Here is a 26,372-nt window from a genome sequence, read left to right on the forward strand (position 1 = left end):
CGTCTTCCTTTGCGTAGGATGGGTCAGAGCTTAATGCAGACGTTGGTGGGTTCGGTATAGAAATGCAGCGAATGGCGGCCGCCCTCGCGGCCGATGCCCGACAGGCCGCTGCCGCCGAAGGGCGTGCGCAGGTCGCGCAGGAACCAGCAATTGACCCAGGCCAGGCCGACCTTCATCGCCTGCGCCACCCGATGGCCGCGCGTGAGATTCTGGGTCCAGACGGCCGCGGCCAGGCCATAGCGGGTGTCGTTGGCCAGGCGGATGGCTTCTTCCTCGGTATCGAAGGGCGCCACGTGGCAGACCGGGCCGAAGACTTCCTCCTTGATGCAGCGGGCGGTCTCGGGCAGGCCGGTCCAGATGGTGGGCTGCACGTAGGCGCCCTCATCGCGCGCATCGCCGAATACCGGCATGCCCCCGCCGGCCACCACCGTCGCGCCTTCCTCGCGCGCCAAGGCAAAGTACGACAGCACTTTCTCGCGATGTTCGCGCGACACCAGCGGCCCCATCTCCGTGGCGGGATCCATGGGCCAGCCGATGCGCAAGGCTTCGGCCCGAGCCGCCAGCGCCGCGACGAAGCGCTCGTAGATCGGGCGTTCGACGTAGACGCGCTCGGTGCAGAGGCAGACCTGCCCGCAATTGGCGAACACCGATTGCGTCACGCCGTCCACGGCCGCATCGAAGTCGGCGTCGGCGAACACCAGCGCCGCGTTCTTGCCGCCCAGTTCGAAGGACACCGGCTTCACGCCGGGGGCAACCGCCCGCATGATGGCGGCGCCCGTGGCCGATTCGCCGGTGAAGGTGATGCCGTCAATGTCCGGGTGCGTGGTCATGAATTCGCCCGCCGAGTTCGGACCGAAGCCATGTGCCAGGTTCAGCACGCCGGCCGGCAGTCCGGCCTCGTGCGCGACCTCGGCCAGCAGGGTGGCCGTGGACGGCGTCACTTCGGACGGCTTCATGATCACCGTATTGCCGAACGCCAGCGCGGGCGCCACCTTCCAGGTCAGCAGCAGCAGCGGCAGGTTCCAGGGCGAAATCACGCCCACCACGCCCAGCGGCTTGCGGTAGGCGTAGTTCAGCGCCTGCCTGCCGTCCGGGGTGTCCGTCATATAGCTTTCCATGTCCAGCGTGCGCGCCAGTTCCGCGAAGGCGCGGAAATTGGCCGCGCCGCGCGGAATGTCGATCTTGCCGGCCCAGCCCACCGGCTTGCCGGTGTCGCCGATCTCTGCCTGCAGGAAATCATCGAAGCGCCGCGCGATGCCGTCGGCCAGCGCCAGCAGGTGGTCGGTGCGCGCGGCCACGGGCAGTCCGGCCCAGGCCGGCAGGGCGCGGTGCGCCGCCGCCACCGCGCGGTCCACCTGGTCGCGGCCGGCTTCGTGGACCTGGGCGATCAGGCGCCCGTCCACCGGGCTGTGCTTGTCGAAGGTGGACGCGCCGTCTTCAAAACGGCCGTCGATGTAGTTGCGCAATTGTCGGATCGTCATGTGCAGGGCTCGGTCGGGATGCAAAATAAATACGTATACGTACTATATTTTGGATCATAGACAGCGTCCAGCCTCAAGTCAACGGGACTTCAGGACCGCAAGCGCCTGCCATTCCTCTTTGCCGATCCGGCTGACATGCTCCGTCCGGTAGTCGTTCATGAACTGATTGAACTTGTTCTCCTCGGTGTGATGATGCTTGAAGCCGCACTTTTCCTGGGCCTTGCGCGACTTCTCGTTGTCGGCGAAGTAGCCGCACCATAGCGCGTTGAAGTTCAACGTTTCAAACGCGTGGCGCATCAGTTCCCTGACGGCTTCAGGAATCAATCCCTGGCCCCAGAACGGCACGCCGATCCAATACGCGATTTCGGCTTCATCATCGGCAATGTCGAAATTGCTGTCCTTCCCCATGAGCAACGCCACCAGGCCTATGGCGGTGTTGTCTGCCTTCAGTGTCAAGGCATAGGCCAGTGGCCGCGAAAAAATCGTCTGGATGATCTCCCGGCTATGTTCGACGCTTGTATGCGGGGGCCAGCCCGCGGCGGGGCCGATCCGTTCGTCGCTCGCATACTCAAACAGGCTCGGCGCGTCGTCGGTGTGCCAGGGCCGCAAGATGAGGCGTTCGGTGCGCAGCATGATTTCCCTTCCTTTCAGCAATGAAAACAACAGCTGGAATTCTAGGAGTTGCCCACGCGATTGATAACAGACAGTCTTGAGTAGATTAGGTAATTATGAAAACAAATAGCCGGAATTTATGAGGATTCCTTTAGAATTTATGCATAAATGAAAACTCTCTCTCAACTCTCGTATACGGGCCTCGAAGACTTCTGCATCGGTCTCTATGGGTTCGACGGACAGGTGGGGCACCCCTTGGCGTTGTCGTATGTGGCGGTGTTGATCTGCCGCGAAGGTAGCGCTGAGTGGGAAGTGAACTTCAAGCCACACCGCATGAAGAAAAACGATCTGCTGGTCCTGGCGGAAGACTCCATCGCGCGCATCAAACGCAAGTCGGATGACTTTTCGTGCGTCTGCTATTTGATGAACCGGTCGATCGCCGCGGAGATTGCGCACGCCCTGCCCAACAGCCTGTTTTCCTTCTTGAGCCGTTCGCCGTTCTTCGCCGCGGAAAAGCTGTCGCCACGTTATTCAAGGGCCTGGGAGGGCCAGGCCGCGCTGATCCATGAGCAGTGCGGGACCTACAAGCGGACCATGATCGTCAACCATGTCCAAAACCTGTTCTTGTGGATCTGCGAAAAGACGGAAGGCCTTGGGGCCGGTACGCAGAATGACTTCAGCAGATCGGAGGCGGTCTGCTGGAAATTCTGGGAACTGATCTCGGAGCACTGCGTGCAACAGCGCGGGGTGGCATTCTATGCAGGGCTGCTGCACATCACTCCGTACTACCTGTCGCAGTTGAGCAGGAGGTTCTTCAACGACGCGCCCAAGACGCTGATCGACAGGCAGGTCGTGCTGGAGATAAAAAAGCGCCTTACCCAGCCCGGGAAATCCGTGCAGCAGATTGCAGAGGAGCTGCATTTCGCCGACGCCTCCTATTTGGGCAAGTTCTTCAAGCGCCATACCGGCGTGGGGTTGACCGACTACCGGAAAGGCAGGGCATGATGAAGTCTGACAGGGACGTGAGCTATCTTATGGGACTGCGGAACAATGCCATGACCGCTGACATCCATCCCTTGGAAGCCCGATGACCGCTACATCCCGACGTGCCCCTGCCGACCAGGCCGCTCCCCAGGCCTTGCAGGCGTTCGATCTGACCCAGGTCGCGTCCCATCTGCTGCGCCGGGCTCATTTCCGCGCCGAAGCCCTGTTCGCGCAGGCCTTTCCCGACGAAGACCTGACCCCGCGCCAGAAGGCGCTGCTGATCACCGTCTACCAGAATCCCGGTGCGACCCAGAACCGCATCGCCGAACTGATCGCGCTGGACCGCAATTCCTTTGCCGAAATGATCGCCCGCATGACCAAGAAGGGCTATGTGCGTCGCAAGCGCTCGGCTCAGGACGGCCGGGCCTATGCGCTGGAGATCACCGAAGAGGGCATCGCGCTGCTGGCGCGCATCCTGCCGCAGGACGCGGCCGTGGAAGCGGAAGTGCTGGCGCCGATACCGGAGGAGCTGCGGCCGGTGTTCCTGAAATGCCTGCGCCTGATGGCGGGGCTGGAACAGCAGGACGACGCCGCTGCCTGACGGCGACGGATTCAGGCGTCCGGCGCGGCCGTTGAGTCTGGCGGCGCAGGCGCGGACGTGCTGTTCCTGCCAAAGCGCAGCGCGAACTGGCGCGTGAAGACCGCGCCAAAGAAGAAGATCTGCGCCGAATAGTAGATCCACAGCAGCAGCGCGATCAGCGATCCCGCGGCGCCGTAGGCGGACACCGCCGCGCCACGGCTGAGATAGACGCCGATGCCCCACTTGCCGACCAGGAACAGCGCCGCCGTCACGATCGCGCCGGGTATCACGTCCGGCCAGGAAATCTTGGCGCTCGGCAGCAGCTTGAAGATCACCGCGAACAGCGCCACCACGATGGAGAAGGAAAAAAAGTTGGAGATCCACTCCGCCACCAGCGCGAAGGACGACGCGGTCCACAAATCGCCGTAATAGCTGCGCGCCGCGGCCAGTCCCGCGTTCACGCTCAGCGAAACCAGCAGGAACAGCGCCAGCACCAGCACCAAGCCGAACGACAGCACGCGGCTGCGCACCATGCCGTGCAGCCCGCTTTTCTGGTTGGCGGAAACTTCCCACAGCTCGTCCAGGCTGGCCTTGAGTTCCGCGAAGGCCGTGGTGGCGCTGAAGATCAGCACGAAAATCGAGATCAGCGCCGCGATCCAGCCGCCGCCCGATTCGTGGGCGCTGGCCAGCACTGTCTGGATCACTTCCGCGCCGCGGTCGCCGATCAAATCGCGCAACTGCGTGAAGAGCTCCGAGCGCACCGCATCCTCGCCAAAAAAAGCGCCCGCCACGGCGATCACCAGGATCAGCATGGGCGCCAGCGAAAACACCATGTACAGCGCCAGCGCCGCGCCCTTGCTGGAGGCGCGATGGGTGGACCACTGCTTGGCGGAGTCCATCAACAGCCCGCCGATTTCGGCCGGGCGCAGTACACGCAACAGGGTCTTGGAAAAACGCATGGGGCTAGGCTCGTTCTGCGGACCCTTTATTGTAGGGACGCATGCGCTGCGGCGAAACCCGCAGATTGTGCGCAAACGTGTTCTTTGGCGAGGCAGCGTTGCGGCAGAAAAAGAAAAACCCCCGGGGCGAAGGACCGGGGGTTTTTCGGGATACTGCATTCCCCGGCCGAAGCCGGGGAGGCCTTGCAAGGGTAGCGGGACTTAGAAGTCCATGCCGCCCATGCCGCCCATGCCGCCGGGCATGGCCGGAGCAGCGGGCTTGTCTTCGGCCAGTTCGACCACGGCAGCTTCGGCGGTCAGCAGCAGGCTGGCGACGGAAGCGGCGTTTTGCAGGGCGGTGCGGGTCACCTTGGTGGGATCCAGCACGCCTTGCTCGACCAGGTCGGTGTACTCGCCGGTCGCGGCGTTGTAGCCGTAGTTGCCCTTGCCGTTCAGCACGTTGCTGACCACGACGCTGGCTTCTTCGCCGGCGTTGGTGACGATGGTGCGCAGCGGCTCTTCGACAGCGCGCAGGATCAGCTTGATGCCGGCGTTCTGGTCAGGCGTGTCGCCCTTCAGGTCGGTGATGGCTTGCTTGGCACGCAGCAGAGCAACGCCGCCGCCAGCCACAACGCCTTCTTCCACTGCAGCGCGGGTAGCGTGCAGGGCGTCTTCGACGCGAGCCTTCTTTTCCTTCATTTCGACTTCGGTGGCAGCGCCCACGCGAATCACGGCAACGCCGCCGGCCAGCTTGGCCACGCGTTCTTGCAGCTTTTCACGGTCGTAGTCGGAGGTGGCTTCTTCGATCTGGATGCGGACTTGCTTGACGCGAGCTTCGATCGACTTGCTGTCGCCAGCGCCGTCGATGATGGTCGTGTTTTCCTTGCCCACTTCGATGCGCTTGGCTTGGCCCAGTTCAGCCAGGCCGGCCTTTTCCAGCGACATGCCGGTTTCTTCGGAGATCACCGTGCCGCCCGTCAGGATGGCGATGTCTTCCAGCATGGCCTTGCGGCGGTCGCCGAAGCCAGGAGCCTTGACGGCGGTCGTCTTCAGGATGCCGCGGATGTTGTTCACAACCAGGGTGGCCAGGGCTTCGCCTTCGACGTCTTCCGCGATGATCAGCAGGGGACGGCTCGACTTGGCAACTTGTTCCAGCACGGGCAGCAGGTCACGGATGTTGCTGATCTTCTTGTCGAAAATCAGGACAAACGGATCTTCCAGAGCGGCAACTTGCTTGTCCGGGTTGTTGATGAAGTAGGGCGACAGGTAGCCGCGGTCGAATTGCATGCCTTCGACGACGTCCAGCTCGTTTTCCAGCGACTTGCCGTCTTCGACGGTGATGACGCCTTCCTTGCCGACCTTGTCCATCGCGTCAGCGATGATCTGGCCGATGGAGGTGTCGCTGTTGGCGGAGATCGAGCCGACCTGGGCGATTTCCTTGCTGGTCGTGACCGGCTTGGATTGCTTCTTCAGTTCAGCGACGGCGGCGGCGACAGCCTTGTCGATGCCGCGCTTCAGGTCGATCGGGTTGAAACCGGCGGCAACGTACTTCAGGCCTTCCTGAACGATGGCCTGGGCCAGCACGGTGGCGGTGGTGGTGCCGTCACCGGCGTTGTCGGAGGTCTTGGAGGCAACGTCCTTGACCAGCTGAGCGCCGATGTTTTCGAACTTGTCCTTCAGTTCGATTTCCTTGGCGACGGAGACGCCGTCCTTGGTCACGGTCGGGGCGCCGAACGAGCGCTCCAGCACGACGTTGCGACCCTTGGGGCCCAGGGTGGTCTTGACAGCGTTGGCGAGAACATTCACGCCGCGGACGATGCGCACGCGGGCGTCGTCACCGAACAATACTTGCTTGGCAGCCATTTCTTAGCTTCCTTCGAAAATTCGTTTGAGGCGGGGTTTACTGGACCACGGCGAGGATTTCGTCCTCGCGGATGACGAGCAGCTCTTCGCCGTCAACCTTCACGGACTGGCCGGCGTACTTGCCGAACAGCACCTTGTCGCCAGCCTTCAGGTCGACCGGCAGGATCTTGCCGTCTTCGGTCTTCTTGCCGGGGCCGACGGCCACGACTTCACCCTGGTCGGGCTTTTCAGCGGCGCTGTCGGGGATAACGATGCCCGATGCAGTCTTGCGCTCGTTTTCGAGGCGTTTGACGATCACGCGATCGCCCAGGGGACGCAAGGCCATGAGGAACTCCTGTTGCTAAAAGAGAAGGGAATGATCGGTTAGGCCCGGGAGCACTGTTAGCACTCACCGGTGTCGAGTGCTAATTATAGGGATGATGTTCTAGGGTTCAAGAGGGGGGGAGGTGGCTGTTACATATTTGGGGAAGCTGTCGAATGTCATTCCACCTGGAATTAGTTGTCGAATTGTCGAAATTCATCCGATTTGGGATTTTCGTCATCCAGTTTGGGAATCGAGAATTCTCGATATACAAGCGCTGGCACGGCCTCCAGCCGAATTTCACGTCTGGAGGTCCGATTTCCTGTGTCAACTGTAGAAGTTCATTGAACATGAAACTTTGATCACTGAGCTTGCAATGTAACAAGGGTGTGACCCTAACCCAGTTTCGGTTCTGCCACCCAGGTCAAGAAGCTGAGCTAAGGCCTATGCAAGGCCTGAAGCGTGCGATCAGGCCGGCGCTTCTTCGGCAGATATAGATACAGCCCCGTGACCAGCACGGCGATCGTCGCCTCTTATTGATCGCAACGGGCACCTTTGGCGACTTTGGGATAGCCAAATCGATGGGCATTATTGCTAGGAAACCGGGACCCGGGCAACAGGGCTAGGCCAGGTCGACGAGCAGCCGGCAAGCAGGGCGACAAGGCACAGGCCTGCAACACGGGGGCAACAGCCCCAGTACGCTGCGATATCAGCCATAATCAATCCAACCTGGCCCCGAGTGACGGGGCAGGCATTCTGTTTTCGCTCCCACATAAACCGGTAGCGGGTGGGCCGTAGCGTACTCAGTGCGGAATGTCTCAATGATGACACCGGAAACGCCAGACGACGATTTGGTACGGACCCGCAGCCACAGGCCACGCGACCTGCCCCAGGGCTTTCGGGCTGGATTGATTACGGCCATCACGGTATTGCTGGGCTTTTCGCTGGGTTTCCTGCGCTACTGGGGCTTCGACGCGCCGGGCGATTGGAGCGCGCTGTCCGTGTTGCCGGGCGTGTCCCTGTTGCTCGCCAGCCTGCTGCAGATAATTGCTCTTTACCGCGCCTTGCGTTTGGAGGATGAAGCCGAGGATGAATACCGGAAAACCGTGCGATGGTTCATCGCGTCGGCGACGCTGCTGTTGCTGGGCGTGACAGCGGCGTTGTGGGAAGTGGCGTGACAGGAGAAGGATTGGAGCGGGTGAAGGGAATCTAACCTTCGCATGGAGCTTGGGAAGCCGCCGTTTTACCATTGAACTACGCCCGCTCGGGTGTCGTGCGCCGAGACAAGACCTGGGCAGGGGTGGCGATTACAGCGCGGATTTCTGGCGGTTGGATGACGGCACATAAGGCGCGCCAACGCCTGCGGACTGTTTACGATCTCGCCAGCAACGGGTGAGCCTGCCGACATAACCAGATCGCGCCGCCGGGGCGCCAGCCTTGCCTTGGCGCGACCAGTGCTGCCAATCCACTTGGCGATAAACCCTGCAATAGGAACGGGAGGCTCGAATTGGAGTCATCCCGTTTTTTTGTTCGGACTAAAGCCGTCTCGATAAGCCGCGCTTGCCACCGGAAAATTAGGGTTATCCGGGATTCTTTATGCTTAAACTTTTGTGAAGAATGAGCGGCGGATGCAGGGCCGCCGCCGCGATGAGGCATCAAGGCGGTTCACCTGGGTGCGGCACGTGACGCACCGTGCGCGGGATCGTGGGGTGAGCCCCCATAAGGAGAATCGCATGCTGCTGCGTAGACGTTGTCTGGTCATGATGATGCTGGCGCTGGCTGGCTGGGCGACGGGCAGCCATGCGCAAACGTCGTCTCAGGCCTGGCCCGTCAAGCCTGTGCGCCTGGTCGTTGGGCTGGCACCCGGAGGACTGGTCGACGTGCTGGCGCGCACGGTGCAGCCGCACTTGGCCGAGGCCTTGAAGCAGACCGTTATCGTGGAGAATCGGGGCGGTGCGGGCGGCAACGTGGCGGGAGCCGAGGTTGTGCGCAACGGTGGAGACAACCATACCTTCTTGCTCAATCCATCGACGACCGAATCGGTCAACCCACTGATGTTCGCCAGCATGCCGTTCGATCCGCAGCGAGACCTGCGGCCGGTTGCCTTGCTGGCCAACAGCCAGTTGTTCCTGTTTGTCCGGTCCTCGCTTGGCGTCGATACGCTCGAAGAATTCGTGGAATACGCGCGCAAGCGGCCCGATCCTCTCAATTACGGTTCGGCTGGAAACGGCACGACGCCGCATCTGGCCGGCGAGCTGCTCAAGCAGGCTACTGGCATGCAGGCCACCCATGCGCCGTATCGCGGCGTCGCGCCGGCGATACAAGACTTGGCAGCGGGCCAGATCGACTTCGCGTTTGGACCCGCCACGGTCTTTCCCATGGTGCAAGCGGGCAAACTGAAGGTACTGGCGGTGGCAAGCCGGCAACGCGCTGCCGTGGCGCCCGACATACGAACCTTTTCCGAGGTCGGCATCGACGGTGTTTTCGCGGACAGCCTGTTCGGCGTGTATGCCGCGGCTGGCACCCGCGACGACGTGGTCGATCGCATGAACGCCGAAATCAACAAAGTGCTTGCGCGGCCGGAGATCCAGGCGCGCTTTCTGGATGCGGGCGCCGAGGCGCTACCGCTACGCGTGGCCGACTATGCCGCGCGCGTGCAGGACGAAAAGAAATTGTTCGCCCCGTTGATGAGGTCGTTGGGGCTAAAGGAACAGTAGATAGAACAACGATAAAAGCTCAGCCTGCGACCTGCATGCCCTCGGATTCGGCTACCGCGTTGGGACTGAGTTTGGCGCTATCCGGAGACTGAGCGCGGATACAGGCCAGCATCCACGCCAAATGCGGCGCCTGTGCGGGTGTTGAAGCTCATTCAACTCTACGAGATCATCCTTCCTCGCGCGCCGCAATCTCTGCGGCAAGCTCGGAAAGCGAAGCCGCGCCCAGGCGTTGCAGCAAGGCGTGCTCGCCTTCGCGCAGGGAATCCGCCACTAATTGGTTCGCTGCTCGTTCGACGGGGCAAGCAGGATTGTCGCCAGCCGGCCCGATGGCAAAGACCGTGCCATGGGCGATGGCTTCATGGACATCGCGCGCGGTGATGGTTTCCAGTCCCCTGGCCAGTACCCAGCCGCCGTTGCGCCCGCCCGTGGAGGTCACCATGCCGGCGGTGCGCAGCGCCGCCATGGATCGGCGCACTACCACCTCATTCGTATGCAGCATTTTGGCCAGCGTTCCAGAAGTGGTCGTGCCGCCGCGCAAATGCATGTGGATCAAGACGTGCAGCAGACGGGCAAGGCGGGTGTCATTGGCCATGGGATCGATTTACCGTAACTATAAAAGTTACGGTATTATAGCTGCACCGGATACTTCCTGAGAGCTACCCCGATGATCGACCTTGAAACACGCGATGTGACCGTCAACGGCATCACGCTCAATGTGACGGCCCAGGGCGAAGGCCCTCTCGTCGTGCTGTGCCACGGTTTCCCCGAGACCGCCTATGCCTGGCGCCACCAGCTTCCAGCCCTGGCCCGGGCGGGATTCCGCGGCGTGGCGCCGGATTTGCGCGGTTATGGTGGCAGCGACAGTCCGACGGATGTGGCGGCGTTCACGACATTGGATGTCATTGGCGACTTGGTCGCGCTTGTCGAAAGTGAGGGAGCCGATGATGCGGTGATCGTTGGGGGCGATTGGGGTGCCAGCATTGCATGGCAGGCAGCCCAACTGCGTCCGGACCGCTTTCGGGCCGTCGTCGCCCTGGGCGTTCCTATGATGCGCAGAGCGCCGGTTGCGCCCAGCCGCCTCTTCCCCAAAACCGAGTCCGCCGCGTTTTACACGCATTACTTCAACGAGCCGGGAGTTGCTGAAGGGGAATTCGAGCGCGACATCAGCGCGACCCTTCGCGCCATCTACTTCGCGGCATCGGGCGACGCCGGGCCGCGTGACGACCCCGGCACGCCCAATCCGTTTGGCATGGTCGCCGCTGGCCGGGGCCTGCTCTATTCGCTGCCTGTCCCCCAGACGTTGCCGGCCTGGCTGACTCCGTCGGATCTGGCCACCTTTGCCCGAAGCTACGCCACCAGCGGCTTTCGTGGCGGTCTCAACTATTACCGGAATCTAGACCGCAATTGGGCGCTACAGGGGGCTTTGGAGGGAAAGACGGTGGATGTGCCTGCGCTCTATCTCGTAGGGGAAAGGGATACTGGCCTGGCGATTCCCGGCATGGATCAGATCATCGCGGCCATGCCGGCCCTCGTTCCTCAACTGCGCGCCACTGAAGTCATTCCCGGCGCGGGGCATTGGTTGCAACAGGAAGCCCCCGAGGCAGTCAACAAGGCGCTCGTCGATTTCCTGAGGAGCCTTTGACCGTGCGAAGGAGCCATATTGCAATATCGCGTTGAAACTGCGTCTGCGAATCCTGACCTGAGCCGCCGCATCCCGGCAGGGCGCGCGTCGACGCGCATGATTACACTCTGATCGTCACTCGCGCATCATTCCGGAGGAAGTCGTATGCAATTGGCTCAAACATGACTGGCAGCGGAGAGATCCAGGCGTCGGTTTATACCCGATGGCACCAGTTGTCGGTGCCGTTGGCCTTCGCCTTGGCGGCGGGCAGTTTCATGTTGGTGGTGTTCAACCGCGGGCCGATCGGCCTGGCGGCCGTGCTGGCGTTGCTGGGATTGCTGGTGCCGCCGCTGGTGGCGTTCAAGGGCTATCCCACTCGCAATACCGTCAGGGTGACGGCCGAGGGGCTGGAGTTTTCGCGCCGCTCTCCCGTCGCCTTCGCCCAGTTGTCCAGCTGGGGCACTGACGACTATCTCAAGCTGGTCCGCCCCGGCCTGCCGACGTTACTGGTCAGCGCGGTGGACCTGCCCAGGCGTGAACGTCTGCTGCGCGAGTTCGAGCAGGCGTTGGCGGCGTGGCAAAAGCGCCAGCCGGCAGGTACGCAGGCGGCGCGCCGCAAGCATTTCCATGGTTCCACTGGGGGGCGCCTGGTGGGCTTGTTGATTACCGTGCTGGGGGCGGGTTCGGCAATCATGGCACTGAGCTTGCGCGAACCATCGATGTCGTTGGCTATCGTCGGCGGGCTGGGAGCCTTGTTCGGATTGACGATGCTGTTTGGCCGGCGGGGCTGAATGGTAGTGACGGCAGGCGAGCACGCCGGCGCCAACCGAGAAGCCTTGCAACGCGGGTTGGCTGAACGGGGCGGGCATCATGGGGCCGCGTGCCCTGTTCTTCCGGATCGAAGACCAGCCGGCCATGACCCTATGATTGCATGGCGCGCTGCCAGCTAAAATCCCGCTGCGCATGGACGGCTGCCAGGGACGGGCAATCTCGATGCGTTGCGTTTGCACCGTCGCCTCGCGCGACCACCGCGGCCCACTTTTGAAGCACACATGAAGAATACATTGATGGCCACGCACCTGCGCCTGGTTGGCATGGCAGCGCTCTGGGGCGCGTCCTGGTCCTGGGGCAAGGTCGTCGCCCAGTCGATGGCCCCACTGGCCGCAGCCAGCCTGCGATTCCTGTTTGCCAGTGTGGCGCTGGTCCTGTGGATGCATCGCGCCTCGGCGCTGCGGGGCCTGAAGGCTCTGACGTTCAATCAATGGCTCGGCTTGGCCGCCGCGGCGCTGGCGGGCGTCTTCGGCTACTCCAGCTTCTTCATGTTGAGCCTGCAGCTGGTGCCGGCCGGCAAGGCCGCGATCGTGGTGACGCTGAACCCCGGTGCGACCCTGCTGCTGGCCGCGATCCTGTTCCGCGAACACCTCAACTTCGCCATCCTGGCCGGCATGGTCCTGTCGGCCATCGGCGCGTATATCGCCATCGGCGGCGTGGGTTCACAAGCCGCAGCCGGCTCCAGCGTAGGCATCGGAGAACTGCTGCTGCTCGGCTGCGTGGCTTGCTGGGTGGCGTACACCTTGATCGGTCGGCTGGTGCTCAAAGGCGTGGACGCCCTGACCGCCACTACGGTCACCACCGTGATCGGCGCGCTGATGCTGCTGCTGACCAGCCTGATCGTGGAAGGCGTTCCCGCCTGGGCGAAACTGGCGCAGGCGCCCGCCAGCGCCTGGGGCAGCCTGCTGGCCCTGGCGTTCGGGGCGACCGCGATCGCCTATGCCTGGTATTTCGACGGCGTGAAGATGCTGGGCGCTGGCGCGGCCTCCGGCTACATCACGCTGGTGCCGGTATTCGGCGTGCTGTTCTCCAGCCTCTGGCTGGGCGAAGCCACCCCCGCGAATCTGTTCATCGGCGCCGCCCTCGCGATCTCGGGCATGGCGATCATGCACGTCGGCCGGCGTCGCGTCGAGGCGCGACCGCGCCGATAGCCGGCCCTCCCACGCAGCCCTATACCCACGACAACATGCCGGCCCAGGAAACCTGGCTGGACTGCGCGATTGCCGACGGTGGCCGGCTGCGCGTGATGCTGCTCGCAGCTGATCCACGGGCGGCGGCGCCCTTGCTGGCGCAGGCCCGCTCGATCGCTCATGCCCTAGCCATGCACCGCGACGCGGCGCTGCATTTCCTCTGGCACGCCGGGCGCGACAGCGGCGACCCCGAAGATCCCCACGCGACGTTCCTGCTGCGCTGATCTCCAACCTGCGTCGCTGTCGAAGCGATTGACTGACATCCATACAGCAAGAATCAGAGTTTAAAGACTGCGCTGATTTCCTATTCTGCTGCTCAGGTTGTCGAGCATGTGCGATGACCTTGCTAAAACTACTGTGAGGATCTCATCATGAGCAAGGAAGAGCAAAACAAGGCTGTAGTCGGCCGCTGGTTCACCGAATTCTGGGGAAAGAACCCCAATCTGGCCGTCATTGATGAAATCGCGGCGCCCGATATGCTGCTGCAATACTCGCTGCATGAACCGCGTCGCGGCCGGGAGGATATCCGCGCCTTCATGACGGATTTCCGCAAGGCGTTCCCCGACCTCAATTTCTGGGGAACTGCGGATCTTATCGCTGAAGGCGACTACGTGGTCGGTCAATGGGAAGGCGGCGGTACGCATACCGGGCCGGCGCACGACGATTTCCTCATTGGTGGCTTGCCTGCCGCGACCGGCCGCAAGATGCGCTTCACCGGCACCACGGTGCTGAAGGTGATCGACGGCAAGATCGTGGAAGAGCGCGGTCTGGATGATGGCGTAGCAGCGCTGACGCAGCTCGGCCTGATCAAGCCGGCTGCTCAGAATGGCGACGCCTGAGCGCAAACAGATAAGACGCGGCACTGGGCGTCTCTGCGCAGCAACGTCCATCCGCCGTGCCGTTGAGCGGCCCGCAATAACGCGGGCCGCTTTTTTTCCATTTGGTCCCGACGCGCGGAAACTTGAATCTCTTCCAGGTGAGGCGCCTCAATCTCCTCAGGCAAGCCAAGGAAAATTGCGACTTCTGTACCGCCGGCGTTGTGGCCGACGAGGTCCTGATCGAGCACAAGGGAGTCAGGCCGGTCGTTCCATTGATTGATGCAACGAATTCGACCGCAAAGATCGGAGTTTCAAGCAGGCCGCGTATTTCTACACTGACCCTATGTATTGACTAAAGAGGTTGCCATGCAAACCCGTACGGATTTCACATTCAAGTACCACTTCCGCGCTCCGGGGTGTCACGTAGAAGGCCCAATCCGCTTCGCCATCGGAAATACGGTGCTGGGCCTGGTGGTCGTAGGTCGCAGTCAGCGCGGTATTTGCGCGATTTTCTTGGGCGAGGACGCCGAGGCGCTGCGTGGCCAGCTCGCGTCTGCATTTCCCGGCACCGCGTTGCAGGCGGACCAGGCCGCCTTGACTCGCGAACTCAGCCAGGTGATTGCGTTCATCGACAAGGATACGGCTGAAGGCGTGATCAACCTCGACATAGGCGGCACTGCGTTCGAGCAAAAGGTATGGCAGGCGTTGTGCGGCATTCCGGCAGGCAAGACCCGCAGTTACGGTGACGTGGCGCGCGATCTCGGCGTACCCGAGGCGGTTCGTGCCGTGGCCGGCGCCTGCGCGGCCAATGTGTTGGCCATCGCCATTCCTTGCCATCGCGTGGTCCGCAGGGACGGCTCCGTCTCCGGATATCGTTGGGGCGTCGAGCGCAAACGCGCACTGCTCGCCATGGAGTCGGCCGTCCAGCTTGCAGAGGTTGGGACATGAGCACCGGGAGCATTGCGACACGCCGAGTTGGACGGCGTGGTGCCTAGCCTGGATGCCGCGCGCCGTCTGCCGGACTCAGCCTTTGTGCGTGCAGCTGCGTCGTGAATTGAGCGATTGATCGGGAGACGGTTCGTGACCACATTTGATATCTTGCTGGACCGGCTGGACTGGGAGGCGCTACGCGCGCAACTCGATGCCGACGGCTATGCCCTGCTGCCCGGTCTGCTCGATGCGAGCTCGGCGCGCGGCCTGGCGCATTCGGTTTCTGCGGGTGACTCCCGCCGGGTCACGCTGGAATCCGCTGAACTCGGCCGCGGCGAGCTGTTCTATTTCGACAAGGCCATGCCGGCTCCGCTGCAGAACTGGCGCTCGGGTTTCTACCGGCGCCTCGCGCCCATCGCCAATCGCTGGCAGGAGATCCTGGGCGTCGCACACCGCTATCCGGACGAGCTGGATGAGTACTTGCGCCACAACCGCGACGCCGGCCAGATGCGCGCGCAGTCCTGCCTGGTACGTCTAGGCGTCGAAGATCATGTCTCCTTGCATCAACGCATTGAAGGGAGTCAGGTCTTCCCGCTGCAGATCATTGCGTTGTTATCCGAGCCAGGCGCCGACTTCCAGGGAGGCGAATTCGTGCTGACCGAGCAGCGCCCGCGCATGCAGTCACGCCCGACGGTGCTACCGCTGAAGCTCGGTGACGTCGCCATCATCGCCACGGCGGAACGGCCCTTCAAGGGGGCCAAGGGCTACTACCGGGTCAACCTCAAGCACGCCATCAGCCGCGTGCGCATGGGCGAGCGGAACGGCCTGGAACTGTCGTTTCATGATGCGCCCTGATGCAGCCGGGGAGCCATTCGTGTCGACGTTGAACAAGGCATACACGCTGTTGGGGCCTGACGGGAAGCCACACGTCAGCCTCGTCCCGGGCAGGTTCGGTGGACATCGTGGCGGCAAACTGTACGGCAGACTGGATTGCCGGGCGGCCCTGCAGGCCATCGCCCGTGGCGGCTATGTGAAATATCGCGTCTTTTTTTCCGATGAGGCCGTTGCCATTGCCGCCGGTTACAGGCCGTGCGCTGTTTGCATGCCGCAGGCGCACGCGATCTGGAAGAGTACCCGCCCGGCCAGGAAGGCTGGCGGAACAAAGCAGGAGGCACGCTCATGAGCGCACTGATGTCGATGTACGCGGACAGGGATAGCCTGCCCGAGGACCGGATCGCGGCAGCCAATTGGCCCGCCGTCGAAGACGCTCTGGGGGCCGACGGCTACGCGGTCCTCCCTGGACTGTTAACGTCCGGGCTGTGCAATGAGCTTGTGGACCTTTTTTTCCAGGAGCAGCGTTTTCGCAGCCGCGTCGTGATGGAACGCTATGCCTTCGGCAGAGGCGAGTACAAGTATTTCGACTATCCGCTGCCGGACGTGGTCGCACGCTTGCGGCAAGCGCTCTATCCGCGGCTGGCGCCCATTGCCAACCGCTGGCATGCGGCCATGCGGATTGATGAGCGCTTTCCCGCGACCCATGACGAGTTTCGGGACGTCTGCCATGCCGCCGGCCAGCGGCGGCCGACGCCGCTGCTGTTGCGGTATCAGGCGGGTGACTATTGCTGCCTGCACCAGGATCTGTACGGCGATCATGTTTTTCCGTTCCAAGCCATTTTCTTGCTCGATGAGCCGGGACGCGACTTCGAGGGCGGCGAATTGCTGCTGACGGAAAGCAACCCGAGGCGGCCCGGCCGTGCAGATGTGGTGCCACTGCGCCAGGGCGATGCCGTGGTGCTCGCCGTCAACCATCGACCCGTGCGTTCATCGCGAGGGGTTTATAGAGCAAGCCTGCGCCACGGGGTCAGCCGCTTGCATCGCGGAAACCGACATACGCTGGGCATCATCTTTCACGACGCGACGTAGTGCTGCGGGACCGCGCAAGCGCTTTTTTCCGCAACGCCATGCCACCGTCTACCTTTGACCTGCCATGGATGGCGCCGTTGCAGCGAGCGGGGATTCGGCGCGGGCACCGGGAACATGCACGGACATGGCAAGGCGCCCGATTGATTGAGGCGCAATAGCGGACAGTGGAGATAAATCCTCAAACCGCGCCATGCGCGGCGATGTTGCGATACTGCCCTTTGAAATACAGCAATGGCTGCGTAGCAGCAGTTTCTTGCCGGTTCATCGCTTTCACTTCGCCAATCACGATCAGGTGATCGCCTGCGGCGTGTTCGGCGTAAATCTCGCAATCAAGCCAGTGCAGGCTGCCTGCAATGATCGGATTACCCAGCGGCGATTCCCGCCACTCGACTTCGCGCCACTTGTCCGTGCCCCGCTGAGCGAATTGGTTGGAAATCCTGACTTGCTCATCCGACAGGATATTGACTACGAACCGACCTGCCTGGCGAATCTTGGGATAACTGGCCGAACTGGACATCACGCTGAACGACACCAGCGGCGGACTCATCGACACGCTATGGAACGACTGGCAGGTGAAGCCGATCGGCTCGCCTGCGATGTGCGATGCAATCACCGTGATGCCGGACGCGTAGTGCCCGAGAGCTTCGCGAAAGCGCAATGGCTCGATCGCAGTACTGGAAAGTGACATGGTTGGGTCTGAAGCTTGGCTGTCCGGTCGTGGTCGTCGCGATCAGTTCGCGACGACCATTTTCCGCCCCGGAATCAGTTCGAGAGTTCTTTGCGGACGATTTCTGCGCCTGCGCTCAAAGCGCTCAGCTTGCCTCTGGCGACGGAACGGGACAAGGGCGCCATGCCGCAGTTGGTGCAAGGATAGAGCTTGTCGGCATCGACGAACTGAAGTGCCTTTCGCAGGGTATTGGCGACTTCCTCGGGCGTCTCGATGGTATCGGTCGCCACGTCAATGGCGCCTACCATCACTTTTTTCCCGCGAATGAGTTCGATCAGATCCATTGGAACGCGAGAGTTCTGGCATTCCAGCGAGACTATGTCGATATTGGATTTTTGCAGCTTGGGAAAAGCCTCTTCGTATTGCCGCCACTCTGATCCCAGCGTCTTTTTCCAGTCCGTATTGGCTTTGATGCCATAGCCATAGCAAATATGGACAGCAGTCTCGCACTTGAGGCCTTCAATGGCTCTTTCCAGGGTGGCGACGCCCCAATCATTCACCTCGTCAAAGAAAACATTGAACGCGGGCTCGTCAAACTGGATGATATCGACGCCAGCAGCCTCCAACTCCTTGGCTTCCTGATTGAGAATCTTGGCGAATTCCCAAGCGAGTTTTTCACGGCTTTGGTAGTGGCTGTCGTAGAGCGTATCGATCATCGTCATGGGACCCGGCAAAGCCCATTTGATCGGTTGCCTGGTCTGCTGGCGCAAGAACTTGGCATCTTCGACAAACACGGGCTTGCGGCGAGCCACGGCGCCCACGACCGTCGGCACGCTCGCATCATAGCGATCACGAATCCTGACGGTCTTGCGGTTCTCGAAATCAACGCCGTCCAAGTGCTCAATGAACGTCGTCACGAAATGTTGGCGCGTTTGTTCGCCGTCGCTGACGATATCGATGCCTGCATGCTGCTGTTCTTGCAGAGACAAACGCAAGGCGTCGTGCTTGCCCTCGATCAGTCCTTGGTCTTGCAATTTCCAGGGTGACCAGAGTTTCTCGGGTTCGGCAAGCCAGGAGGGTTTAGGCAGGCTGCCGGCAGTTGAGGTGGGTAACAGTTTTTTCACGTTGGATGCCATGGTGTGTTCGACTGGTCAAAGAGGGTAGTTGGCGGACCACTGCTCGAGAATCGCCTGGTATGGTTTGATAAAGTGTTCCTCGACAAACCTTCCTTGCTCGATAGCCAGCTGGCTGCGTTCCTCGCGATCGTAGACAATCCGGGTCAACGAATAATCCTGGTGCTTCAAGCTGGGTTGATAGGATTTTCCCGCTGCGGAATTCGCGTTGTAAATCTCGGGCCGGTAAATCTTTTGGAAGGTATCCATCGTGCTGATGGTGCTGATGAGCTCAAGATTGGTGTAATCGCTCAGCAAATCGCCGGAAAAATAAAAAGCCAAAGGCGCGGCACTGTTCGGAGGCATGAAGTAGCGAACCTTCATCCCCATTTTCTTGAAATATTCGTCTGTCAGCGAATATTCATCTTGCTGGTATTCGACGCCCAATACAGGGTGCTGATTTTCAGTCCGGTGATAGATCTTGCTGCTCGAAACGCTCAGGCATATGACGGGCGGCTTCTTGAAATGGTCTTTGTAAGTGCTTGAATTCACAAAGCACTTGAACAGCTTCCCGTGCAGGTCGCCAAAATTTTCCGGAGTGCTGAAGCTGGGCTGGTTCCGGGTGTGCTCGAGCAGCAGCACGCTGAAGTCATAATCTCGCACGTAGGAGGAAAAGTTATTCCCTACGATGCCCTCGATGCGTTCGCTGGTCTTTCGATCAACAATGCTGGTCTTCAATATTTCAATCAAAGGGAGGGCATGGTCGCCGCCTGCGCCGTCAATGTTCATTTCGACCGAAATGATCTCAAGGCCGACGCTATAACGATCGCCCTTGGGATTATCCCAATGCGCCAAGGCATTGAAACGATTGTCGATCATCCTGAGCGTATTGCGCAGGTTCTCCTGGCGGCTTGTGCCTCTGGCCAAATTGGCAAAGTTGGTTGTGATCCGCGTATTGTCCGAAGGACGATAGTCTTCATCGAAACAAATGCTCTTGATGGCAAATGTGAAATCTGTACTCATGGTGATGTACCGCCCTGATTCTTGAAATAAAACCCGCGCCTGATTCTTGCCTGTCCAGAGCCGCTCTTTTTTCCGTGTTTTTATTCAGCAGTCTTGACACTGACAATATAGGGGGCGTAGTTTATGTTGGGCGATCCATGAATAAAAGTGAATTGATTTCATCAATCCATTAGCCGTATTCATGAGGCGACGGGCGTGCCGTTCTGCTCGCGGATTTGACCCACCGCCCTGGAATGCGTGCCCGGCCGCCTTCCAGGCGATGCCGGGTGCCGTGTAGCGGGCAGACGCCGCCACAAGGAATCAAACCAGGGCAGGCCTTTTCGCTTGTTCGACAAAGGCACGCAGGTAATCGATACCCACGTCCGCCTCGCGAGCGCCCAGATAGATATGCTTGGCGATGCCTTTCTTGCCCAGCCGGACTGGCACCACATCCATCGTGTCCGCGTATTCCAGCACCAGCCAGCGTGGCAATGCCGCCACCCCACGGCCGCTGGCGACCATCTGCAGCATGATGTCGGTCGTCTCGATGGCCTTGTGGCGCTTGGGTGTGATGCCGGCGGGCGTCAGGAACATGTTGTAGATGTCGAGCCTGTCGACCGGTACCGGGTAGGCCACCAGCACTTCGTTGGCAAGCTGTTTGGGCGTGACGTACTCCTCTTTGGCAAGAGGATGGCCGCTGGCGACGACCAGCACTTGCTCGTAGTCGAATACGGGCTCGAACAGGAGCCCGGGCTTATTCAGCGGATCGGGTGTGACCAGCAGGTCGATTTCGTAGCCGAACAGCGCTCCGATGCCCCCGAACTGGAATTTCTGCTTCACATCCACGTCCACATCCGGCCAGGCCGCCAGATACGGGGAGACAATCTTCAGCAGCCACTGATAGCAAGGATGGCATTCCATGCCGATGCGCAGTGATCCACGCTCTCCCTGGGCGAACTGACGCAGACGCTCTTCGGCCAGGGTCAGTTGCGGCAACACCCGGTTGGCCACCGCCAGCAGGTATTGACCGGCTTGCGTGAGTCTCAGGCTGCGGCCTTCACGCAGCCAGATGTCGGTGCCCAGCTGCTGCTCCAACTTCTTCATGCTGTGGCTCAAAGCCGACTGCGTCACGTGCAGGACGCCGGCGGCGGCGGTCAGCGAGCCTTGCTTTTCCACCTCCTGCACGATGGATAAATGGATGCGATCAAGCATAATCGATGATCAAAATTCATGGGTTATTGAGATAACACCATTTTACTTCATCATTTTCCGAGTCTTACGATGCGCCAATTCAAGAGTTCGCCGGTGAAATGACCAAATGGTTCGACACCAACTACCAGTACATCGTCCCCGGGCTCACTACCGCCACCGAATATTGGAACTGGGCCTGCCCGGCTTGATTTGAACGTTCGTCCCGGGGGCTCTTGCGCTGACGGCCAGCACATCAGCCGCGCGGGCGCGGGCGCCGGTTTTGAGAGTTGGAATAAAATGCAATCCATTCCTATTCTCTTTTGAGATCGACACCATGGGTGCTGCCGACTCGACCGCGGCGCAGCGGCTGCAGGTGCTGTACCGCAACCACCACGGCTGGCTCTATGGCTGGCTGCGCGGCCGGCTGGGCAACGCCGCGGACGCGGCTGACCTGGCGCAGGACGCGTTTCTCCGGTTGTTGTCGCGCCCGCGCGAGTTCGATGGCTTCGATGGCGAACGGGCTTATCTCAGCACGATGGCGCGCGGCTTGTGCGTTGATCTCTGGCGCCGGCGCGAGATCGAGCAGGCCTGGCTTGCCGCGCAGGCGGAGCGCCCGCAGGCGGTGCAGCCGTCGGCGGAACACCATGCCATCGTTATCGAGACCTTGTGCGAGATCGATGCGATGCTGGCGCGCTTGCCGTGGCGCGCCGCCGAAGCCTTTCTCATGGCGATGGCCTATGGCATGAGCGACCGGGAAATCGCCGCGGAATTGCAGGTTTCCGACCGCATGGTGCGCAAGTACGTGGCGCAGGCCATGCTGCATTGCGTATCGCTTGAAGTCCAGGCGGCGCAAGCGCTTGCCGCGTGTTCCTGAAACCACCGGCGACGAGAGCGCAATGAAGACGCGGGCGGTCCCCACGCATGAAGCCCTGGAGCAGGCGGCGGAATGGTTCGCGGCCTTGCGCTCCAGTCCGCATCCCGAGCAAGACCAGCGGCTGTGGCAGGCCTGGCTGGAGCAACACGAAGAACACCGTGTTGCCTGGCGCTATGTGGAAGATGTCAGCCGGCGGTTCGCGCCCATGCAGGGTGGAACGTCCGATCCCGCGACGGTGCAGGCGCTCAAGGCCGTGCGCCAGCGGCAACGGCGCCGCCAGGTGCTGGGCGGTCTTGCCGTGGCTTGCGGCGGGTGGCTGGCCTGGGCGGGATGGCAGCACACGCCGCTGCGCCGCCTCACGCTCGCCGCCATGGCGCAGCACCGGACCAGCACCGGCGAAGTGCGGGAAATTTCCCTGCCGGACGGCACGCGCGTGTGGCTCAACACCGCCAGCGCAGTCAATGTCAGCTATTCGGCGGATCTGCGGCTGCTGGAACTGGTGGCGGGAGAAATCCTGATCGAAACCGCCCACGACGCCGTCCGCCGCTTCGTGGTACAGGCCGGGCACGGCCGCATGACGGCGCTGGGCACGCGTTTCACCGTGGCTCTGGGCGACGACGCAAGCTATCTCGCCGTGTATGACGGCCGCGTCGCGTTGGAAGCAGGCAGCCGCAGCCAGGTCGTTGGCGCAGGCGAGCAGCTTACTTTTGGACGGGAGGGCAGTTGGCGGCTCGAGCCCGCCAGCCGGGCCCGCGAGGTCTGGGCCAGCGGCGTATTGCTGGCTGACGATATTCCCTTGGGCGCGCTGCTGGAAGAGTTGGGGCGCTACATGCCTGGACATCTCAGCGTCTCGCCAGAGGCAGCCCGTCTGCGGGTTGTGGGCGGCTTTCCCTTGCGTGACCCGGATCAGACGCTTTCACTGCTGGAAAGCGTGCTGCCCATCACGGTGAAGCGGACACTGCCGTGGTGGACGGCCGTGGAACTGCGTCCGGCGGCCCGGCGGGATAATTTGTAACCGCAGTTCCGGAATTCCGGGCTGGCTCGATACACAAGATGAATCCGTACTTGTGCCATCGATCCGAGGTCTTGAAAAATGCGTCCTTTCCCCCGGCGCTGCCGTTCCCGCGCACATGCGCGTCAGCCAGGCATCGCGCTGTCGCGGACCGCCATGCTGGGCAGCCTGCTATTCGCGGCGGCTGTCCATGCCCAGCCGGCCGCGGCCGACGAGACGCGCCATTACCAGATCGCCGCCGGACCGCTCACAACGGTCCTGCCCATCTTTGTCGCCCAGTCCGGCATCGTCCTGGCGGGTTCCGGAGACTTGGCGCGCAACCGCAGCAGTTCTGGGCTAAAGGGCCGCTACACGCCGGTGCAAGGGCTGGCCGTCTTGCTGAACGGGACGGGCTTGCGCGCGACCCGCAATGCGCAAGGCGCCTTCGTGCTGGAAACCAATCCACAAGGGGCGCCGCCCGTGGCGGTGTTGTCCGCCGTCGAAGTCAGCGGGCTTGCGCAGACCGCGACCGGTCCGGTGGACGGGTATCTGGCGACGCGCACCCTGTCGGGAACCAAAACCGACATGCCCATCCTCAGGATTCCGCAGACGATCAACGTGATCACCGCGGATCAGATGCGGGACCAGGGCGCGCAGAGCGTCAGCCAGGCCCTGCGCTATACGCCCGGCGTGCTGGCGGAGACCTACGGCGCCAGCTCGCAGTTCGACATCTACACCCAGGTGCGCGGTTTCCGGCCCGCCTTTTTCCTGGACGGCACCCGCCTGCCGTTCGGCAGCGTGGCGACCGGCTGGGCCAGCGCCGTCATGGAGCCCTACGGCCTGGAGCGCATCGAGGTGCTGAAAGGGCCGTCATCGGCCTTGTACGGTCAGAGCGGTCCGGGGGGCCTGATCAACATGGTCAGCAAGCGTCCCACCGCCGAGACCTTGCGTGAAGTGGAGGTGCAGACGGGCAGTTTCGATCGCGCCCAATTGGCGCTCGACCTGGGAGGGCCAGTCGATGATGATGGGAAATTCCTGTATCGCCTGACCGGCCTCGTGCGCGAGGCCGGCACGCAGGTGGACTACATCGAAAACAACCGCAGCTATATCGCGCCGGCATTGACCTGGAAGCTGACGCCGGACACCTCCTTGACCCTGCTGGCCAATTACCAATCGGAGTGGGGCGGCAAGACGGGCTTCAACTATTTGCCGACTTCCGGCACCTTGACGTGGAATCCCAACGGCAGGATTCCCATGCATCGCTATCTGGGCGAACCTGATTTCGATCGCCTCAAGCGTGACCAGGGTTCGGTGGGCTACGCATTCGAGCATCGCTTCAATGACGCGTTCACATTCCGCCAGAATCTCCGCTACAACGAGACCTCGGTGGATCTGCGGGCCTTGAACCGGATTGGCGAGCTGTTGCCCGACAACCAGACGCTGAACCGCGCGGCGCTGCGCATCGACGCCGGCGTCGACGTATTCACGCTGGACAATCAGTTGGAGTCCCGCTTCAACACGGGGCCGCTCTCGCACGCGACGGTGGTCGGGTTCGACTATCGCAAGGAAAGCAGCCACTACATCGTCGGGCGTGGCAGCGCGCCGCCGATCAACGTCTATCACCCGGTGTACGGCCGCGACATCGCCAATCCTCCGTATGACAACTTCGTCAGCCAGTTCGGCGAGGACCGGCAACTGGGCGCGTATGCGCAGGACACCGTCACCTGGGGCAAGTGGAGCCTGATGCTGAGCGGCCGTCATGACTGGGCCGACAGCACGGTGGATAACCGCCGCACCGGCATCACGACGACACAGCGCGATGAAGCCACGACCGGGCGGGTGGGCCTGAATTACCTGTTCGACAACGGTGTCGCGCCTTACGCAAGCTACGCGACCTCGTTCGAACCCACTGGCGGCAGCGATTTCTCCGGCACGCCATTCAAGCCGACCAAGGGTGAGCAATATGAAGTCGGGGTCAAGTACCAGCCCCCGGGTACGGACAGCCTGCTGACCGCGTCGCTCTTCCAGATCCGCCAGCGCAACGTGCTGACGCCGGATCCGGATCCCGCCCTGGATTCCCTGGGCTTCAGCGTGCAGACCGGCGAGGTGCAGGTGCGCGGCCTGGAGCTGGAAGCGCGAACCGCGCTGAGCCGGGCGTGGACCGTGCTGGCCTCGTACACCTACCTGGACGACAAGGTGACGAAGAGCAATCGGGCGGGCGAGGTCGGCAACCGCTTGGCCGGCACGCCGTCGCATCAGGCTTCGCTATGGACCGACTACACCTTGCAGGAAGGCACGTTGCAGGGATTGGGCTTGGGCGCAGGCGTCCGCTATGTAGGCAGCACGTACGACACCACGAATCGGACCAGGACACCCGATTACACGCTGGTCGACCTCAATCTGCACTATGACCTGGGCCGTGCCAGCCAGTCGCTGCGCGGCGCGCGGGTATCGCTGGGCGTTACCAACCTGACGGACAAGTACTACCTGACCCAGTGCACTACGGGGCAAGGTTGCACGCAGGGCGTGGGGCGGACAGTGCTGGCGACCTTCAACTATCGCTGGTAAGCCGCCATGACGTCGCCCCGCAGCGATCTCCGGCGTTGGAGCGCCGTGCACAAATGGTCCAGTCTGGCCGCGACGCTGTGGTTGCTCCTGCTTTGCCTGACCGGCCTGCCGCTCGTGTTCCATGACGAGATCGAAGCGGCGATGGGCGCGCATCCGGAATTTCCAGCGCGCGCGCCTGGAACGCCGGCGCCATCGCTGGACCAGATCGTGGCCGATGCGCTGGCGGTCCAGCCAGGCAGCCGGGTCGACTCGCTTGGTTTCACGCCAGACGCGCCCGCGCTACTGGTGATTTTGCGCAAGACGGATGCGCAGGGCGCAGAGGCGGTGCAGCGGCAGTTCCATTCCCTGCTGGACGGGCGTCCGGTCGAATTGCCCCCGCCGCGCAGCGAAGGCGCCATGGAAACGGTCCGCCGCTTGCATACCGATCTGTACGCCGGCCTGCCGGGCACGTTGTTCCTGGGCGCAATGGGCCTGCTGCTTGCCGTTGCGATGGTGTCCGGCATTGCGCTGTATGGCCCGTTCATGCGCAAGCTGTCTTTTGGCAGCGTCCGCCGCGACCGCGGCTCCCGTATCCGTTGGCTCGATCTGCACAATTTCCTGGGCATTGCGACAGCGGCCTGGATGTTGGTCATTGCGCTGACCGGCATCATCAATAGCCTGCACGATCCGCTGGCCGCGCTCTGGCGCACCCATCAACTGGCGGACATGGTGAACAGCGCCCGCCAGGATGGGCAGGGGCCGCCGCAGCGACTGGCGTCGATTGATGCAGCCGTTGACACGGTCTTGCGCGCCGCACCCGATATGAAGGTGGCCGCGGTGTTTTTCCCCGGTTCGGCCTTCAGCAGTACGCGCCATTACGCGGTCTTCCTGCGGGGCGCGACGCCTATCGGTTCCCGCTTGCTCAAGCCTGCCCTGGTGGACGCGGAGACTGGGGTATTGACGGCGATGGAAGATATGCCGTGGTACACGCGCATGCTGTTCCTGTCGCAGCCGTTGCATTTCGGCGATTACGGCGGGTTGCCGTTGAAAATCATATGGGCTGTGCTCGACCTCGTGGCCATCGCGGTCCTGCTCAGCGGGCTTTATCTTTGGCGCAGAAAGTACATGGCGAAGTAATCAGCGCACCGCAGACCAAGGCGGCGTGCGGTGCGTTTTATTTCCAGGCGCTTACCCACGGT

At 62.1% G+C, this 26,372-nt stretch carries 28 protein-coding genes; 18 read left to right on the top strand and 10 right to left on the bottom strand.

From position 1 onward, the window contains the following. Window positions 1-23: 23 nt before the first annotated feature. Together IPU70_RS22915 and IPU70_RS22920 are read right to left on the bottom strand one after the other, a co-directional pair. A complete protein-coding gene (locus IPU70_RS22915; RefSeq protein ID WP_207470604.1) occupies window positions 24-1,481 on the bottom strand; it encodes a 2-hydroxymuconic semialdehyde dehydrogenase in 1,458 nt (485 codons plus the stop codon). Window positions 1,482-1,559: 78 nt separating this feature from the next. Further along, window positions 1,560-2,114 carry a GNAT family N-acetyltransferase gene (locus tag IPU70_RS22920; RefSeq protein ID WP_242702652.1) on the bottom strand — a complete coding sequence of 185 codons (555 nt, stop codon included), beginning with the start codon at window positions 2,112-2,114 and terminating at the stop codon, window positions 1,560-1,562. A 147-nt stretch (window positions 2,115-2,261) separates the two neighbouring features. Here IPU70_RS22920 and IPU70_RS22925 point away from each other — a divergent pair, with 147 nt between their 5' ends. Continuing rightward, entirely contained in the window at window positions 2,262-3,098 is an 837-nt protein-coding gene (locus tag IPU70_RS22925) for an AraC family transcriptional regulator (RefSeq protein WP_207470606.1), read from the top strand. A gap of 82 nt (window positions 3,099-3,180) precedes the next feature. Then, a complete protein-coding gene (locus IPU70_RS22930; protein WP_013396138.1) occupies window positions 3,181-3,678 on the top strand; it encodes a MarR family winged helix-turn-helix transcriptional regulator in 498 nt (165 codons plus the stop codon). 11 nt (window positions 3,679-3,689) lie between these two features. On the opposite strand, the gene IPU70_RS22935 is transcribed toward IPU70_RS22930, so the two are convergent. The 3 genes from IPU70_RS22935 to groES form a co-directional block, all read right to left on the bottom strand. Further along, the gene (locus IPU70_RS22935) at window positions 3,690-4,616 is read right to left on the bottom strand and encodes a YihY/virulence factor BrkB family protein (protein ID WP_207470608.1); all 927 of its coding nucleotides are present in this window, start codon (window positions 4,614-4,616) and stop codon (window positions 3,690-3,692) included. A gap of 201 nt (window positions 4,617-4,817) precedes the next feature. Beyond that, on the bottom strand, window positions 4,818-6,458 hold the full coding sequence (gene groL, locus IPU70_RS22940) for a chaperonin GroEL (RefSeq protein ID WP_013396136.1): 1,641 nt from the start codon (window positions 6,456-6,458) through the stop codon (window positions 4,818-4,820). A gap of 37 nt (window positions 6,459-6,495) precedes the next feature. Then, window positions 6,496-6,783 carry a co-chaperone GroES gene (groES, locus tag IPU70_RS22945; RefSeq protein ID WP_006221616.1) on the bottom strand — a complete coding sequence of 96 codons (288 nt, stop codon included), beginning with the start codon at window positions 6,781-6,783 and terminating at the stop codon, window positions 6,496-6,498. Window positions 6,784-7,580: 797 nt separating this feature from the next. On the opposite strand from groES, the gene IPU70_RS22950 reads away from it, so the two are divergent. Further along, entirely contained in the window at window positions 7,581-7,937 is a 357-nt protein-coding gene (locus IPU70_RS22950) for a hypothetical protein (protein WP_207470609.1), read from the top strand. 555 nt (window positions 7,938-8,492) lie between these two features. Continuing rightward, window positions 8,493-9,476 carry a tripartite tricarboxylate transporter substrate binding protein gene (locus tag IPU70_RS22955; protein WP_207470611.1) on the top strand — a complete coding sequence of 328 codons (984 nt, stop codon included), beginning with the start codon at window positions 8,493-8,495 and terminating at the stop codon, window positions 9,474-9,476. A 166-nt stretch (window positions 9,477-9,642) separates the two neighbouring features. On the opposite strand, the gene IPU70_RS22960 is transcribed toward IPU70_RS22955, so the two are convergent. Further along, complete coding sequence (locus tag IPU70_RS22960; protein ID WP_207470613.1) at window positions 9,643-10,068, bottom strand: Rrf2 family transcriptional regulator; 426 nt, start codon at window positions 10,066-10,068, stop codon at window positions 9,643-9,645. Between the two features lie 72 nt (window positions 10,069-10,140). Here IPU70_RS22960 and IPU70_RS22965 point away from each other — a divergent pair, with 72 nt between their 5' ends. From IPU70_RS22965 to IPU70_RS23005, 9 genes are all read left to right on the top strand, one after another. Further along, a complete protein-coding gene (locus tag IPU70_RS22965) occupies window positions 10,141-11,118 on the top strand; it encodes an alpha/beta fold hydrolase (RefSeq protein WP_207470620.1) in 978 nt (325 codons plus the stop codon). 161 nt (window positions 11,119-11,279) lie between these two features. Next, on the top strand, window positions 11,280-11,888 hold the full coding sequence (locus IPU70_RS22970) for a hypothetical protein (RefSeq protein WP_207470622.1): 609 nt from the start codon (window positions 11,280-11,282) through the stop codon (window positions 11,886-11,888). A 261-nt stretch (window positions 11,889-12,149) separates the two neighbouring features. Further along, window positions 12,150-13,079: a DMT family transporter gene (locus IPU70_RS22975; protein ID WP_242702653.1), complete on the top strand. Its 930-nt coding sequence runs from the start codon at window positions 12,150-12,152 to the stop codon at window positions 13,077-13,079. Between the two features lie 35 nt (window positions 13,080-13,114). After that, window positions 13,115-13,342 (top strand): hypothetical protein, encoded by a 228-nt coding sequence (locus IPU70_RS22980; RefSeq protein ID WP_242702654.1) that lies wholly within the window; start codon window positions 13,115-13,117, stop codon window positions 13,340-13,342. Between the two features lie 147 nt (window positions 13,343-13,489). Then, window positions 13,490-13,957, top strand: coding sequence for an ester cyclase (locus IPU70_RS22985; protein ID WP_207470624.1), 468 nt, complete (start codon window positions 13,490-13,492; stop codon window positions 13,955-13,957). A 345-nt stretch (window positions 13,958-14,302) separates the two neighbouring features. Then, complete coding sequence (locus IPU70_RS22990; RefSeq protein WP_207470626.1) at window positions 14,303-14,884, top strand: methylated-DNA--[protein]-cysteine S-methyltransferase; 582 nt, start codon at window positions 14,303-14,305, stop codon at window positions 14,882-14,884. Window positions 14,885-15,016: 132 nt separating this feature from the next. Next, on the top strand, window positions 15,017-15,721 hold the full coding sequence (locus IPU70_RS22995; protein WP_207470628.1) for a 2OG-Fe(II) oxygenase: 705 nt from the start codon (window positions 15,017-15,019) through the stop codon (window positions 15,719-15,721). After that, on the top strand, window positions 15,711-16,049 hold the full coding sequence (locus IPU70_RS23000) for an Ada metal-binding domain-containing protein (RefSeq protein ID WP_207470845.1): 339 nt from the start codon (window positions 15,711-15,713) through the stop codon (window positions 16,047-16,049). Before IPU70_RS22995 ends, IPU70_RS23000 begins: the two co-directional genes overlap by 11 nt. After that, window positions 16,046-16,789 (top strand): 2OG-Fe(II) oxygenase, encoded by a 744-nt coding sequence (locus IPU70_RS23005; RefSeq protein ID WP_371819050.1) that lies wholly within the window; start codon window positions 16,046-16,048, stop codon window positions 16,787-16,789. The genes IPU70_RS23000 and IPU70_RS23005 overlap by 4 nt, the downstream gene beginning before the upstream one ends. Window positions 16,790-16,967: 178 nt before the next feature. On the opposite strand, the gene IPU70_RS23010 is transcribed toward IPU70_RS23005, so the two are convergent. From IPU70_RS23010 to IPU70_RS23025, 4 genes are all read right to left on the bottom strand, one after another. After that, window positions 16,968-17,477 (bottom strand): flavin reductase family protein, encoded by a 510-nt coding sequence (locus IPU70_RS23010; RefSeq protein ID WP_207470630.1) that lies wholly within the window; start codon window positions 17,475-17,477, stop codon window positions 16,968-16,970. 74 nt (window positions 17,478-17,551) lie between these two features. Beyond that, window positions 17,552-18,580 (bottom strand): methionine synthase, encoded by a 1,029-nt coding sequence (locus IPU70_RS23015; protein WP_207470854.1) that lies wholly within the window; start codon window positions 18,578-18,580, stop codon window positions 17,552-17,554. Window positions 18,581-18,607: 27 nt separating this feature from the next. After that, window positions 18,608-19,591: a DUF1852 domain-containing protein gene (locus IPU70_RS23020; RefSeq protein WP_207470632.1), complete on the bottom strand. Its 984-nt coding sequence runs from the start codon at window positions 19,589-19,591 to the stop codon at window positions 18,608-18,610. 300 nt (window positions 19,592-19,891) lie between these two features. Beyond that, window positions 19,892-20,782 carry a LysR family transcriptional regulator gene (locus IPU70_RS23025; RefSeq protein ID WP_207470634.1) on the bottom strand — a complete coding sequence of 297 codons (891 nt, stop codon included), beginning with the start codon at window positions 20,780-20,782 and terminating at the stop codon, window positions 19,892-19,894. 98 nt (window positions 20,783-20,880) lie between these two features. On the opposite strand from IPU70_RS23025, the gene IPU70_RS23030 reads away from it, so the two are divergent. From IPU70_RS23030 to IPU70_RS23050, 5 genes are all read left to right on the top strand, one after another. Continuing rightward, window positions 20,881-20,970, top strand: a complete 90-nt coding sequence (locus IPU70_RS23030; RefSeq protein ID WP_207470636.1) for a hypothetical protein — start codon at window positions 20,881-20,883, stop codon at window positions 20,968-20,970. Window positions 20,971-21,095: 125 nt separating this feature from the next. Continuing rightward, window positions 21,096-21,635 (top strand): sigma-70 family RNA polymerase sigma factor, encoded by a 540-nt coding sequence (locus IPU70_RS23035; protein WP_207470638.1) that lies wholly within the window; start codon window positions 21,096-21,098, stop codon window positions 21,633-21,635. Between the two features lie 22 nt (window positions 21,636-21,657). Next, entirely contained in the window at window positions 21,658-22,650 is a 993-nt protein-coding gene (locus IPU70_RS23040) for a FecR domain-containing protein (protein WP_207470640.1), read from the top strand. A 78-nt stretch (window positions 22,651-22,728) separates the two neighbouring features. Beyond that, complete coding sequence (locus IPU70_RS23045; RefSeq protein WP_207470642.1) at window positions 22,729-25,194, top strand: TonB-dependent siderophore receptor; 2,466 nt, start codon at window positions 22,729-22,731, stop codon at window positions 25,192-25,194. 6 nt (window positions 25,195-25,200) lie between these two features. After that, window positions 25,201-26,310, top strand: a complete 1,110-nt coding sequence (locus tag IPU70_RS23050; protein ID WP_207470644.1) for a PepSY domain-containing protein — start codon at window positions 25,201-25,203, stop codon at window positions 26,308-26,310. Window positions 26,311-26,372: the final 62 nt, after the last annotated feature.

It is taken from the genome of Achromobacter sp. SD115, assembly GCF_017355315.1.
Classification (GTDB): Bacteria; Pseudomonadota; Gammaproteobacteria; order Burkholderiales; family Burkholderiaceae_B; genus Achromobacter; species Achromobacter xylosoxidans_B.